The 12,707-nt window shown below is 69.4% G+C and carries 16 protein-coding genes; 10 read left to right on the top strand and 6 right to left on the bottom strand.

Translation table 11 applies throughout. The features are described from left to right. Positions 1-335: 335 nt before the first annotated feature. From ACQEVU_RS10830 to ACQEVU_RS10815, 4 genes are all read left to right on the top strand, one after another. Positions 336-647, top strand: a complete 312-nt coding sequence (locus ACQEVU_RS10830) for a transposase (RefSeq protein ID WP_433322591.1) — start codon at positions 336-338, stop codon at positions 645-647. Next, positions 644-1,348, top strand: coding sequence for an IS3 family transposase (locus ACQEVU_RS10825; RefSeq protein ID WP_433322590.1), 705 nt, complete (start codon positions 644-646; stop codon positions 1,346-1,348). Before ACQEVU_RS10830 ends, ACQEVU_RS10825 begins: the two co-directional genes overlap by 4 nt. 222 nt (positions 1,349-1,570) lie before the next feature. Next, the gene (locus tag ACQEVU_RS10820; RefSeq protein ID WP_433322589.1) at positions 1,571-2,632 is read left to right on the top strand and encodes an IS110 family transposase; all 1,062 of its coding nucleotides are present in this window, start codon (positions 1,571-1,573) and stop codon (positions 2,630-2,632) included. After that, positions 2,619-2,882 (top strand): IS3 family transposase, encoded by a 264-nt coding sequence (locus ACQEVU_RS10815; protein WP_433322588.1) that lies wholly within the window; start codon positions 2,619-2,621, stop codon positions 2,880-2,882. The genes ACQEVU_RS10820 and ACQEVU_RS10815 overlap by 14 nt, the downstream gene beginning before the upstream one ends. On the opposite strand, the gene ACQEVU_RS10810 is transcribed toward ACQEVU_RS10815, so the two are convergent. Then, on the bottom strand, positions 2,854-3,936 hold the full coding sequence (locus tag ACQEVU_RS10810; RefSeq protein ID WP_433322587.1) for a hypothetical protein: 1,083 nt from the start codon (positions 3,934-3,936) through the stop codon (positions 2,854-2,856). The genes ACQEVU_RS10815 and ACQEVU_RS10810 overlap by 29 nt on opposite strands. Positions 3,937-4,249: 313 nt before the next feature. Here ACQEVU_RS10810 and ACQEVU_RS10805 point away from each other — a divergent pair, with 313 nt between their 5' ends. Beyond that, the gene (locus ACQEVU_RS10805) at positions 4,250-4,600 is read left to right on the top strand and encodes a hypothetical protein (RefSeq protein ID WP_433322586.1); all 351 of its coding nucleotides are present in this window, start codon (positions 4,250-4,252) and stop codon (positions 4,598-4,600) included. 127 nt (positions 4,601-4,727) lie between these two features. Next, entirely contained in the window at positions 4,728-5,066 is a 339-nt protein-coding gene (locus ACQEVU_RS10800; protein ID WP_433322585.1) for a hypothetical protein, read from the top strand. A 156-nt stretch (positions 5,067-5,222) separates the two neighbouring features. Here ACQEVU_RS10800 and ACQEVU_RS10795 read toward each other — a convergent pair whose 3' ends face one another. The 5 genes from ACQEVU_RS10795 to ACQEVU_RS10775 form a co-directional block, all read right to left on the bottom strand. Beyond that, a complete protein-coding gene (locus tag ACQEVU_RS10795) occupies positions 5,223-5,492 on the bottom strand; it encodes a hypothetical protein (RefSeq protein ID WP_433322584.1) in 270 nt (89 codons plus the stop codon). Between the two features lie 139 nt (positions 5,493-5,631). Beyond that, positions 5,632-5,871, bottom strand: coding sequence for a zinc ribbon domain-containing protein (locus tag ACQEVU_RS10790; protein ID WP_433322583.1), 240 nt, complete (start codon positions 5,869-5,871; stop codon positions 5,632-5,634). 389 nt (positions 5,872-6,260) lie between these two features. After that, the gene (locus tag ACQEVU_RS10785) at positions 6,261-7,472 is read right to left on the bottom strand and encodes a hypothetical protein (RefSeq protein WP_433322582.1); all 1,212 of its coding nucleotides are present in this window, start codon (positions 7,470-7,472) and stop codon (positions 6,261-6,263) included. Between the two features lie 67 nt (positions 7,473-7,539). Beyond that, positions 7,540-7,983 (bottom strand): sigma factor, encoded by a 444-nt coding sequence (locus ACQEVU_RS10780; RefSeq protein WP_433322580.1) that lies wholly within the window; start codon positions 7,981-7,983, stop codon positions 7,540-7,542. 285 nt (positions 7,984-8,268) lie between these two features. Then, positions 8,269-8,421 (bottom strand): hypothetical protein, encoded by a 153-nt coding sequence (locus ACQEVU_RS10775; RefSeq protein ID WP_433322579.1) that lies wholly within the window; start codon positions 8,419-8,421, stop codon positions 8,269-8,271. A gap of 82 nt (positions 8,422-8,503) precedes the next feature. Between ACQEVU_RS10775 and ACQEVU_RS10770 the strand changes: the two genes are divergently transcribed. The 4 genes from ACQEVU_RS10770 (at position 8,504) to ACQEVU_RS10755 (ending at position 12,684) form a co-directional block, all read left to right on the top strand. After that, positions 8,504-8,914, top strand: coding sequence for a hypothetical protein (locus tag ACQEVU_RS10770; RefSeq protein WP_433322578.1), 411 nt, complete (start codon positions 8,504-8,506; stop codon positions 8,912-8,914). 25 nt (positions 8,915-8,939) lie between these two features. After that, entirely contained in the window at positions 8,940-10,667 is a 1,728-nt protein-coding gene (locus ACQEVU_RS10765; protein ID WP_433322577.1) for a hypothetical protein, read from the top strand. A gap of 146 nt (positions 10,668-10,813) precedes the next feature. After that, the gene (locus tag ACQEVU_RS10760; protein WP_433334890.1) at positions 10,814-12,010 is read left to right on the top strand and encodes a sensor histidine kinase; all 1,197 of its coding nucleotides are present in this window, start codon (positions 10,814-10,816) and stop codon (positions 12,008-12,010) included. A 2-nt stretch (positions 12,011-12,012) separates the two neighbouring features. Then, positions 12,013-12,684, top strand: coding sequence for a response regulator transcription factor (locus tag ACQEVU_RS10755; RefSeq protein ID WP_433334888.1), 672 nt, complete (start codon positions 12,013-12,015; stop codon positions 12,682-12,684). The last annotated feature ends 23 nt before the right edge of the window (positions 12,685-12,707 follow it).

Below are 12,707 nucleotides of genomic sequence, written 5' to 3'. Positions count from 1 at the left end.
TCAGGTTGCCCGACCGGGGAGCGCCCAACGGAACGGAACGGACCTGCTGCGTTGACGAGTAGCCGCGTGCGAACGCACGGGAAGCATCGATGAGTTGTCGAAGTTCCCGCGCGGTGCACATGCTACGCGTCGATAGTCAGGACTCAGCCTTCCTCGCCTACATCAGCCTCCTCGTCGGCTGCCTGTGCTGTGCGGCGATATTGCGGATGGTCCTCGTCCATCTGTACTGCCGCGTGCAGGGCGACGGGGTAGCGGACACGACTGAGCCAGTTGAGCCACCCCCGCTTTCATGGAGCTTCTCGATCATGGTCTGATGGCCGTGGGGAGGAAGATCCGTGGCACCACCGAAGAAATATCCCGACGAGCTGCGGCAGCGTGCTGTGCGCCTGTATCGGGAGTCGGATCCGAAGCCGGTGATCCGGCGGCTGGCAGCGCAGCTCAACGTGCATCACGAGGCGCTGCGGCACTGGATCCGCCGGGCCGAGGCCGAGGCCGGTGAGCGCACCGACCAGCCCACCAGCGATCTGGTGGAAGAGAACCGCAGGTTGGCGCGGGAGAACCTTGAGCTGCGGCGGGCGAACGAGATCCTGAAGGCGGCGAGCGCGTATTTCGCCTCGGAGCTCGACCCGACCCGGCGACGGTCATGACGTTCATCGACGAACATTCGGACCGCTTCGCGGTCGCGCTCCTGTTACGGGTCCTGCAGATTAGTTCTTCCACCTACTACGCCTGGCTGCGTCAGGCCGTCCAGCCGTGTGACCGGGATCTGGTCGACCGCGGGCTGCTGTCCAACATCTACGAGATCTGGACTGCCTCGGGCTGCACCTACGGCGCGGACCGGGTCCACCGGCAGCTGCGCCGCGACGGCATCCGCGTCGGCCGCAAACGTGTGGAACGGCTGATGGCGGACCAGGGCTGGCAGGGGGCGTTCCTGCGCCGCGGCTGGCGCGGTGGTTCCACCCGTCAGGACCCGCGGGCGACGCCAGCGCCCGATCTGGTCAACCGCCAGTTCACCGCGACCGGCCCGAACCGGTTGTGGGTCGCTGACGCCACCCGCATCCGCTGCGGCGAGGGCGTGTTCTGGCTGGCCGCGGTCCGTGACGCGTTCTCCAACCGGATCGTCGGATGGAAGGCCGGCGACCGCTGCGACACCGATCTGATCCTCGGCGCCCTCGAGTACGGCATCTGGTCCCGCGATGTGCGCGACGGTCAGCTGATTCACCACTCCGACCGCGGGTCGAACTACACGTCGTTCCGGTTTACGCAACGCCTGTCCGACAACGGGATCCTGCCGTCGATGGGCTCGGTCGGCGACAGCTACGACTGTGAGACTGGTAGTCGCCGGTAGGCGGCCTGACTCTTGTTATGACTGACCCCGCGGTTTGGGTGTCCTTGCTGTTGAACTGTCGTCTGCCTGCCGGTGCAGCACCAGTGGTGCTGGCCGGGCGGGCAGTGACCTCATAGGAGCCTGATCGCAACAGGTCCCGTCACAGTCCCGTCCACCCGACCGGCCAGCGTCGCGAACCCCGTCGTCTCTGGTCTGAGGTGGAGAGAGCCCGCAATGCCCAGCATGAACCGCGATCCCCGGCTGCGTCGAGTCGTCATCGGCGTCGACACCCACAAGCATGTGCATGTCGCCGTCGCCCTGGACGACATCGGCGGCCGGCTCGACGCCCAGTCGTTCCCCGCCGACAAGGCCGGCTACGAACAACTGCTGGACTGGGCAGCATCGTTCGGTGCCAAACGGCTCGTGTTCGCCATCGAGGGCACCGGCTCCTACGGTGCCGGGCTGACTTCAGCCGTCCGGCGCCGCGACATTGGCGTCATCGAGGTCCTGCGCACCGACCGGCGCGACCGCCGGCTTCGCGGCAAGAGCGACACCATCGACGCCGAGAACGCGGCCCGCGCCGCACTCAACGGCACCGCCACCTCGGTCCCGAAGACCAACGACGGCACCGTCGAGATGCTCCGCCAGATCAAGGTGGCCAAGGATGTCGCAGTCAAGGCGCGCACCGCCGCGATGGTGACCCTCAAGGCCGTCATCGTCACCGCCAGCCCTGAGCTCCGTGAGCAGCTCCAGCCACTGTCGAAGATGGCGCTGATCGAACGCTGCGCCGGACTGCGCCCCGGCAGCATCGACACTGTCACCGCCGCGACCAAACACACCCTGCGTGCCATCGCCCGGCGCTGGCAATACCTCAACGACGAGATCAAGACCCACGAAGCGCTGCTGATCGAACTGACCGGAACCCTTGCACCGCAGCTGGTCGAGGCGTTCGGTATCGGAGCAGACACCGCGGCGGAGGTACTGATTGTCGCCGGCGACAACATCGACCGGGTCCGCTCCGAACCAGCCTGGGCCCGACTCTGCGGCGTTGCGCCGATCCCCGCCTCCTCCGGCATGACCAACCGCCACCGACTCAACCGCGGCGGCCACCGCCAGGCCAACGCCGCGCTCTACCGCGCCGTCATCGTCCGCATGCAACACCACCAACCCACCCGCGGCTACGTCGCTCGCCGCACCGCTGAAGGCAAGACCAAAGCCGAGATCATCCGCTGCCTCAAACGACTCCTCGCCCGGGAAATCTGGGCCCTCCTCCGCCCGCTACGCAGCACCAATGCGGCAACTTGACAAATATAGGAGCGTCAACGCGCTGATGGAGAACTTCTGGTCCACCCTGAAGATCGAACTCGTCTACCGCACCTCATGGCGCACCCGGGACGAGGCCGAGAACGCGATCTTCGCCTACATCGACGGCTGGTACAACACCCGCCGCATCCAACGCGACCTCGACTACCACAGCCCCGACGAATACGAGACCGCCTGGCACCGCCAAGCGGAGCCAGACAACCTCACCCCTGCACCAACCGGAGGCAGGTAACCACCGCTCCATCAAAGCGGGGGAAGCTCACGTCGAGCGCGGCGGTGATGACGGCTTTGCCGTAGCAGTCGGTGGCTTGTTCCCAGCGCTGGATGAGGGCGGGGCCGGCGGCGAGGACTTGGGTGAAGCCGGCGTCTGTGGCGTCGAGCGCGACGCGGATGCGCGGGTCGGTGGGGGCGAGGGTTTCGCCGCGTCGTCGTTCGGCCGGGCTGAGCGTGTCGGGTACTCGGATGGTGTGGGCGAGCAGGAGCAGGTCGCGGTCGTTGGCGTACGGGTCGGGCTGGCCGGCCAGGGGCCGGGCGGTGCGCATGCCGTACTCGTCGGGCCATAGCGTCGCGACCACGGCGGTCCCAGCGGTGATCAGCTGGCGCAGGGTGCCGGCGGGGAGTCCGGTCGGGTGGTTGAGGTAGCGCTGCAGTTCGTCGAGCCACAACACCGTGCGTGACGTTGGGGCGGTGGCGTGGTTGGTGATCGCGGTGGTGTCGCCGGGGTGCAGCAGCCACCATTCCGGGAAGTCGGCCCGGATCGCCTCGTACAGGGCTCTGGTCTTGCCGACTGACGACCCGCCGACGAGCAGTACGAACCCGCCCTGCGCCGTGGCGGCGGTGAGCGCGGTGCGCAGGTCTGCGTCCAGGTCGCGCGGAACATATGGGGGCAGCTCTCCGGCGGCGCCGGGGATCTGAATGGCGGCGTGCACGCCGAGGAGCCGCGGCCGGGCCTGTCGAGCTCGCTCAGCGCCTGCTGGGCGTGGTTGGTGGGCGGTAGCGACTCGTTCCCACGCGGCGAGCCACGGTCGCTGTGCCGCGTCATCGTCCAGGCCGCACGCGAGCAGGAACGTGCTCACCGTCTCGCGGGTCGGGGTGGTTTTCGCGTTGAGCAGGTCGCTCAACGTCGCCGCCGGCAGGGACCGAGGCCGTGCCGCCTTACGCAGCTCGGCGTAGGAACGACCGGCCCGCAACCGATCACATGCCTGGGCAAAGTCGGCAAGGGACTGCACCGCGTCCAAGCTGATCTGGCGGCTGCCGCTGGCCGCAGGTACCTGGTCGTCGGCCATGCGGGCGTCCTCCCGGCTGTTCGGCGTGTCCGTCGAACACTGACGGACCACCGTAGAACGCCACCGCACCCGGCCGGAACGCCGAGGTCACCCAGACCCGGTGACCCGACCCGCGGATCGGCCTTCTTCGCACCCCTTGCCGGACCTCTTGACCAGGCGCTTCCTCGAAGACATCGGGAGAGCGGCCGGCTCCCCGCCCGACCTCACGGACCCGGCCCAGCTACGACAGGCTCGGGACGCACTGGCCAACCTCCGCAGTCTGCCGGCAGACTCGGGACTCGACCCCGCCACCCGGGACGCGACGATTGCCGCATTGGTCTCAGCGCTGCCATGGCAGGCCGCCGTCACCATGACCGGGGCTCCGCGCGACAAGCTCACCGCGACCTACACCACCACGGCGCCCACATTCACACCCGATGCCACCAGCCGGCAGAGCATCGCCGTCGCCGCGTGGCCGAACACCGCCCCGCTCGCGCTCAACCTCCAACGCGTCCAGCCCACCGCATCCGACTATAAGGGCACCCTGCGCCTGCAGCGGCCCGACGGCACGACGGTCGACGCCACCGTGTCACTGGTCTGGACTCCCGGCACCAAGACGCTGCAGGGCAGCTACAAGTCCGCCACCGGCGCTGGTGGCCTGCAGATCACCTTCACCGCGCCGTGACCGTCCGGTGCTGGGAGGGCCGCCAGGCCGGTAGCCCTCCCAGCACCAACAAGAGCAGGAGCCACGTCCACGATGCCAACGCCGACCGACCGCATCCGACGAAGCCGCAGGACCATCCGCTTGGCCCGTGCGGTGGTTCCGTCGAACTGCAGACGGCGACGGCACGGTACGAATCCTCGATGCCACCGCTACCGCTGCGCCGCGGCGCATAGTTGTACGGCTGCGAATATCAAACGTTGGCCCGACGCGAGCCGTTTACGCCATCGAACTGTCGGACCCGACCACGGACATGGGCCACCGCGGCGTCACCGTGCCGTTGGATGGCGGCGCGACCACGACGGTGTCGATCGACGTAGACGCCGGTGGCTGGCAAGCCGGACAGCACACCATCACCGCAACGCTATCCAGCGACCTCGCCGGCAATGCGCTAGCGACCGACACCACAATCATCCAGATCAGCCCCTGACCCACCAGGGTCCACCACACGTATCCACATCTGGTGACTCGACTGTCCGACTACTTGAAGGAACCGCGATTCGTCGATAGGTTAGTACGCATGCATACCCGTTTCATGCGGGGATGCTACGGGTGGGGGGTAATGTCCCCCCTTCGACACAAACCATTACCCCAACGGTGGGCGTCCGATCTGTACCTGGACGTCCACCGTTTGCGTTTCAGGTTGGTATGTCAGCCGCACGCCGAGTTGGCGGTACACCTCGGCTTTGTCGGCGGGGTCGGCCCGGCGCAGGACGGTGATCGCGTCTGTGATTCCGCTGACCAGTTCCCTGATCTGAGTGGGGGTCAGCTTCCGGGCAGAAGCCGGCCGGCCGGCGATCTCCGCCTCGGCGACGGCGCGTTCGGCCTGCACCTGAGCGATCCAGCCAGTCACCACGGCCGGGCCACTCCCCGCCTCAAGCGCCGCGCGGCAGCGGGCCAGCCTGGTGTCACATTCGGCGAGTGCGGCCCTTGCCCGCAGAACCCCAGGTGGGATCTCGTCCTGCTGGACGGCCGCCAGGGCACTGATCGTGTCGTCACGCCGGATCGGGGTCGAAGAGCTGCGCCAGCCAGTTGTCGACCGGCTCGAAGACGACGTCCTCGCGCAGGTAGACGTTGCGCGAGTGCTCGATCCGGTTCGGGAGGGCGTACTCCTGCGGGAAACGGCAGCGGTAGTACGCCACGCCGTGGGCGTACTGGCCCTGCATCCGCCGCTCACAGACACCACAGTGCACCGCGCCCCGGAAGACGTACGGGTGGCGAGTGCGGTGGGTCACGTGCTTACCGACCTTTCGCAAAGTTACTTTGAACGCCGCAAGATCATCCGCAATCTACGTCCGAACGCCGCAATCCAAGCGAAATCGGTTCGGCGGATGACATAACCGAACCCATTCACAGATTATGCTTCCCCGTTGCCGTGACCGTGGGTCACGAGATCTGCCGCACCGGGAGCGAATTGCCTGGACCCCGGTACACTGGATCGCGGCTGAGTGCGCCAAGCTCGGCGGATCGTGTCTCTATCCGGATTGACGACGGCATGACCGCCACCGGCAACGAGGAGGTCCGCCGCCGCAAGCCCGACGACCAGTCGAGCGCGGCGACGCCCAGCACGAGGCCGAGTTGGGCGCCTTCGCGGCCCGCTGGCGCGACGCGTAGCGGCGGCCGGCTACCGCATGAGCGGGAACTTGGTCCAGTGCCGGCCGTCCGACGACTGGTACAGCGCGTACGCCATCGTGTCGAGCGCGAAGTACCCGTCGCCGCTGCGGTTCCGGCGTACCGGCATCGCCGTCGGTGAGAGGCCGTCCAGGTCCGCTGGGGCGAAGTGGCCGTTGCGCAGCTCGAGGTAGTTGAGTTCCTCGCCCACCTGCAGCGTGCGGGACATGCCGACGAAGAGCGTGCCGTCCGCGGCGACGAACGACCTGTAGAAGCTTTCGGTGCCGGTGTACGCGATGACGTCGCCGGTGCGTGTCCAGCTCCCGCCGAGGTGCTGCGAGTAGACGTACACCTGCCGCCTTTCGGGGTCCTCGACGATCGCATAGAGCGTCGTGCCGTCCGGCGACGACTGGACCGAGATGCTTTCGTTGCAGTCCTTGGTGCACGGCAGATCCGTGAACGCGTGGGTCTTCCAGGTCCGGCCCCGGTCGTCGGAGAACGCAACCGCCGGCCGCCCGGTGTTCTGCGCCTCGCCGGCGACCACGATGCGGTCGCCGCCAGGCTGGATCTCGCCGAAGGGATCGACAGCGTTGTACGCCGACATCAGGTCCGGTTGGTGCGCGAGCGGCGAGATCCGGCGGGTCTGCGGATCGACCGCGGACAGTTTGCACGGAGTCATCGCGACGGGCGCGCGGCACACCACCGCGGCCCCGGCGGGCACGGCCGGCACCGTCGCCGATCCGTCCGCCAAGTCGGCGAAGGTGCGGCCGCCGTCGGTGCTCAGCCGCATCGGCGGTGAGTCGTCGCCGCTCGAATTGGCCTTGGTGAGCAGTACGTTCACGCTCAATGCCGTCATGTCCTGCACCGCGAGACTGCTGCGCGCGGTCCAGGTCCGGCCGCCGTCGTCGGTCCCGAAGGTCGTGTCCGCCGCGCGGGCGTACGCGTGCTGCGAATCGGTCACCTCCGCCCAGCCCACTGTGACGGTCCGCGCGGAGACGGACGGGGACGGCGAGTTGTCGACGGGCGGCAGGGCGGTGTGCCGCTCGGGCAGCCACACGATCGCGGCCCCCACCGCGAGGATCGGGACGATCGCAAGCGCGGTCGCGACCACCGTCCGCCGTCGGTGGCGCCGCCGCCCGGCATCGAACAGCGCATCGGACGCGGCACGCGGCGCCGGTGCCGGCGAGCCCGCAAGGTCGTCCAGCAGATGCCTCAGTTCTTGCACGACTCCTCCTTCAGCCCCGCGCTGAGCCGCTCCCGCAAGGCACTGAGTGCCTTGGCGGTCTGGCTCTTCACGGTCCCCTCCGAGCACCCGAGCACCGCGGCGGTTCGGCGACGTCAAGCCCCTGGTAGTACCGGCAGACGATCGTCGTCCGCTGCCGCGGCGGCAGCTGCTGCAGCGCCGCGGCGAACAACATCCGGCTCGCGCTCGACTCGGCGCCCTCGCCGCCGACGGCCCCGTCCGGCACGTCGGCGTACGAGCGCTCCCGCCACCACCACGACCTGCGCGTATCGGCGAGAAAGGTCCGGACCAAGCAGGTGCGCACGTACGCGTCGAGCACCTGCGCGTCGCGGATCCGATGCCAGCCCGCCGCGACCTTGATGAACGTCGACTGCGTCAGGTCGTCGGCCCAGTGCCAGTCGCCGCACAGCAGATACGCCGTGCGGCGGACCACGATGTGCCGCACCGCGAAGTACTCCCCGAACCGCCGCCGGGCGTCGTCATCCGGTCGCATCCCGCCTCCTCGGCGTTTAAGTGCCTGGATCGCCCCGATGCGTTGCCCGCCGCCGCAAGGTTTTCACCGGAAGTTCGGCGTGATCGTAGGCTCAGGCCGCGAAGCTCCGCCCGGTGACGCCCGGCACCGTGACGGCGGCATGACCGGATACCCGCCGGAGGATGTCCGTCGGTCCGATACCTTCCGTTGTGCTGGCGGTGAGGGCTCGGACAACATGGAAGATCCGGGCTGCTCTGGCGATCCCGACTCGATCATGAGATTGAGCGTCGGTCAGGAGCGTGGAGCTCAGCTGATGACGGCCCGGTGCTTTGGTCGCGAGTGGCGGACAGCGTCGGCGAGCGAACGGACCGCGTCGGGGATCGCGGGGATGGGTAGCTGCGCGTAGCCGAGCAGGAGGGTCGGGCGCCCGGTGGTGGGCGGGATCCAGAACTCGTGCATGGTCGTCAGATCGATGCCACGGCGCCGGGGCCTGGCCGAGGATCGCTTGTTCGTCGTACTCGTCGGGTAGCTCGACGGTGGCGTGCAGCCCGGCGGCGATGCCGCGGGTGGTGGCCTCAGGCAGCGCGCGGGCCAGGTCCTCGAGGAGGAGGTCGCGGCGGCGTCGGTACCGGGTGCGCATCCGCCGACCTCGGCAGTCCGAAGCTTCGTCGCAACCACAGAGGTGGACTGGTCGGACCCCTCGTCGGTGGTCCGGTACCACGTCGACTACCGGCGCGCGCTGAGCGGTGACCGCCCATTCGACGAACCGGCTTACCGGGACCTCGTCCGCCGCGATGTCGCGCGGGCCCGCGACATCGCGGCTATGCAGAACCACGATCTCGTCGCGGGCGTCGAAGGGCCCGACCACCACTGGCTCGCGGCGCCGCCGCACGCTCGGCGGGGCTCAACCAGCCGTACACTTCGGCGGCGGGCAGACGGCGGCGGACCTTGACGCGCCCTCATGAGGAGGAAATCGCATGCAGGACCCTTCGGACTCGACAGAGATCGCCGAGCCCGCGGAGAACAGCCACACCACCGCCGATGCATCGACCACCTCAACGATGCTGGCGGAGGTGCTTCCGGGGGTCGCGGTCGTCTTCGGTGATGTTCCGGCCGAGCTCAGGGCCAATCTGATCGACTTCGGCCTCGTGTCGACCGCCCATCGGGAGCAGATCTCCGCAGTCCTGGCCTCCGTCGGTGCCGCGGCAACCACAGCCGGCAACCTCGGCACAACGTTCGCCAGCATCCAAGGGCTCTATCGGATCAGTGACGAGACCCGGGCCCTGCTGATGAGCGGCGCGTCACTCGCCGTCAAAGACGGAGCGAACCTGGGAGCCGTGATGGTCCCCGGCCGCATCGTCGCCCAGGCCCGCTTCATCCCGGTGAAGGCGTTCAGCGCGGCGCGGGCCGCGGCCGCGCTCGGGCCGGCCCTCGCCCAGATCGCCATGCAGATGCAGCTGACCGAGGTGACGGACCTGGCCAGGACCAATGTCGCGCTGACCAGCCAGGTCCTCACGGCCGCTCGCCACGCCCAGTGGGCCGAGTTGACGGCGCTCGTCGCCACCATTGATCGCGTCCTTGACCAGGCGCGGGAGATCGAGGCGGTTCCGACGTCCCTGTGGGACACCGTCGCGGGCAAACGTGCGGACCTGCAGACGCAGCTGGAGGTGTACCGGCTGAACGTCAGCGGTCACATCCGGCAGATCCAGCGGCTCGACACACGCGCCCGCCGCGAGTATCTCGAAATGAACGCCGAGGCGATCGTCTTCGACGCCAACGCCCTGCTGGCCTCCGTCAAGGCCTGGATCGGCTACCAGGCGCTGCACGCCGCACGGGCGAGGACCTCCGGACACGACGACGCTGACGAGGCACGGCTCGTCGAGGTCATCGCGCGCGACACTCAGCGGGAGTTCGACGCCGCTCTCGCCGAAACCACGAGCCTCGTCGGGTCGCTGACGCGAGAACTGCGCATCATCGCGGAACTCCCCGGGCGCGATACATTCACACTGTCGCTGCCGGGGATGGGCGGGGACGCGAAGGCTGCCCGACAAGCCTCAGCCCGCCTCCTCAAGGCAATCGAGCCACTTGCCGACGCCCTGCGCCCACCGGCCCCGCCCCTGGAGGCTCCCGGGATCGTGTGTGCACCCGCGTCGCTGGACCTCCAGCCGTACCTTCGCGTCCTGCGATGGTTCCTCGAAGACGGTGAAACGCTACGGGTCCTCGGCTTCCCCGACCAGGTCGATACCCTCGACCCCATTTCCGCGATTTTCGGCGGCGCGCTGGAGAAGCTAGCCGCGGCGCTGGACAAGGCCACGCCCGGAACACTGGTTGCCGTCACTGACCGCCGCATCGTCACAGCGAAAACCGACGCGTTCCTCGAACAGGGCGAGCTCCGTCTCGACATCCCGGTCGACCAGGTGCGATACGTCCGGGCGGCGACCGCAAAGGACAAGGCCGCCCGCCCGGCGATCGACCTCATCACGCGCGACGAGAACATCCGGTGGCTCTTCCCGGCCGACATCGACAACGCACACGTGGGCGCGCTCGCCGCCGTGCTCGCCGAGTCGATGACGATCCCAGAAGCCGAGCGCGACGAATTGCTGCGGTGGCGCCGCGCCTCCATCGAAGCCGGCGAGCGCAACGAGAGCGCAGCGGCGGACTCCATGGTGCCGGCCGCTTCTCCGGCAGGCGACACCGGGCCCTGACGGCCGGTCCGCCACCTGTCGCGGGTGGCCTGATCCTGGTTGCTGTACCGGCGGCACGCTACTGAGATACAGCGGGATCGCCACTAGACTTTCGTCGTGGCCGACATCAACGGGGGGTCGCACCGCCGGCCGCGGTGGGGCCGGTGATGACGGCGCGAATGCGGCGGCTCACGGTGGACCTGCCGCCGTGGGCGGTCGACGTCTTCCTGGCGGTGTTCGCCGGGGCCGCGACGGTGTACCGGATCGGGGCCGGCGTGCGGGAGGCCGGCGATCGGGCGCCGGACGCGGTCGGCTACGGCATCGGGCTGGCGATGTCGGTCGTCCTGCTCGCCCGGCGCCGGTGGCCGGCGCCGACGTTGACCATTGTCGCGGCGCTGTGGGTGTGGTACCACATGCGCGACTACCCGGGCGGCGCTCCCGCGGTGCCGGTGTGGGTGGCGTTGTACTCGGTGGCGGTTACGGCGAGGCGGCGTGCCGGCCTGGCGGTCGCCGGTGGCCTGCTGGTGTCGGACGCGCTCGCCCGCACGGCGCAGACCGGCGCTCGCCTGTTCGACGCCGCGCTCGACAGTTCCACGGTACTGTTCCTGGCCGCGCTCCTGCTCGGTGACGGGGTGCGCAGCCGGCGGGCCTGGCGGGCAGAGCACGAGGCACGCGCGGCGCTGCTGGTCGCGGAGCGGGAGCGGGCGACGGCGCAGATGCTCACGGAGGAGCGGCTGCGCATCGCCCGGGAGCTGCATGACGTTTCCGCACACACGCTGGCGGTGGTCTCGGTGCAGGCGAGCGTGGCCGCCGAGCTGATCGACGACGACCCGAAAGGGGCGGGCGAGGCGTTGGGCGTGGTGCGTAGCGCCTGCCGGGAGGCAATGGGCGAGCTCCGCGCGGCGGTCGGTGTGTTGCGCGCCGCCGACGTCACCGGTGTTCACGGTGCCGGTACGCCCGACGCACCGGCACCGGGGCTGGAGCGGTTGCGGGATCTGGCGACCGCGCACGGCGGGCGTGCACCGCGGATCAGCATCAGCTACGCCGGTGACCGGCGCCCGTTACCGCGACTGGTGGAGATCACCGCCTATCGGATCGTGCAGGAGTCGGTGACCAACGTGCTGCGGCACGCCGACGCGACCCGGGTCGACATCACGGTCGAGTTCGGCCGCGACGGGCTCGGGCTGGAGATCCGCGACGACGGCCGGGGCGCGCTCGCGTCGCGCGGGGATGCGTCGCCGGGCGGCAACGGGCTGGTCGGCATGGCGGAACGAGCGGCGAGCCTCGGTGGGTGGCTGGACGCAGGTCCGGGCGGCGAAGCCGGCGGGTTTCGGGTGCGGGCCTGGCTACCGGTGGGGGTGTGAGCGTGCCGATCCGGGTGCTGCTGGCCGACGACCAGACGTTGGTCCGGGCGGGCTTTCGCGTCCTGCTGGAGCGCGCCGACGACATCGAGGTCGTCGGCGAGGCCGGTGACGGCGACGAGGCCATCACGCTGGCCCGGGCGCATCGACCCGACGTCGTCCTGATGGACGTGCGGATGCCTGGCACGGACGGGTTAACCGCCACCGTGCGCCTGCTGGGTGACGAACGCCTGCCCGGCACGAAGGTGCTCATCCTGACCACGTTCGACCTCGACGAGTACGTTTTCGCCGCGCTGCACGCCGGCGCGAGCGGGTTCCTGCTCAAGGACGTCGGACCCGAGGAGCTGCGCAACGCCGTGCGCGTCGTCGCCGCCGGCGATGCCCTCCTCGCGCCGAAGGTGACCCGCCGGCTCATCGCCGCGTTCGCCGGCCGCACCGGCCGGCCGGGACCGCCGCTGGACCGCCTGGCCACGCTGACCGACCGCGAACGGCAGGTCGTCGCGCTCGTCGCGGACGGCCTGTCCAACCAGGAGATCGGCGACCGGCTCGGCATGAGCCCGGCGACCGCCAAGACGCACGTCAACCGGGCGATGGCCAAGCTCGACGCCCGCGACCGGGCACAGCTGGTGGTCATCGCCTACCGGTCCGGGCTGGCCGGCATACCGCGGTTGCGGTAGTCGCCGTAGCGCGGACGCGGTAA

The organism is Dactylosporangium sp. CA-139066, from assembly GCF_050936175.1.
Classification (GTDB): domain Bacteria; phylum Actinomycetota; class Actinomycetes; order Mycobacteriales; family Micromonosporaceae; genus Dactylosporangium.
Note: the sequence above shows the minus strand (reverse complement) of the source record. Positions and strands in the feature narration are given on the sequence as shown.

Excerpts from the sequence above, each read along its gene's own strand:
- ACQEVU_RS10825 (WP_433322590.1), top strand. The coding sequence starts at position 644 with ATGACGTTCATCGACGAACATTCGGACCGCTTCGCGGTCGCGCTCCTG.
- ACQEVU_RS10820 (WP_433322589.1), top strand. The coding sequence starts at position 1,571 with ATGAACCGCGATCCCCGGCTGCGTCGAGTCGTCATCGGCGTCGACACC.
- ACQEVU_RS10815 (WP_433322588.1), top strand. The coding sequence starts at position 2,619 with ATGCGGCAACTTGACAAATATAGGAGCGTCAACGCGCTGATGGAGAAC.
- ACQEVU_RS10810 (WP_433322587.1), bottom strand. The coding sequence starts at position 3,936 with ATGGCCGACGACCAGGTACCTGCGGCCAGCGGCAGCCGCCAGATCAGC.
- ACQEVU_RS10780 (WP_433322580.1), bottom strand. The coding sequence starts at position 7,983 with ATGCGACCGGATGACGACGCCCGGCGGCGGTTCGGGGAGTACTTCGCG.
- ACQEVU_RS10775 (WP_433322579.1), bottom strand. The coding sequence starts at position 8,421 with ATGCACGAGTTCTGGATCCCGCCCACCACCGGGCGCCCGACCCTCCTG.
- ACQEVU_RS10765 (WP_433322577.1), top strand. The coding sequence starts at position 8,940 with ATGCAGGACCCTTCGGACTCGACAGAGATCGCCGAGCCCGCGGAGAAC.
- ACQEVU_RS10760 (WP_433334890.1), top strand. The coding sequence starts at position 10,814 with ATGACGGCGCGAATGCGGCGGCTCACGGTGGACCTGCCGCCGTGGGCG.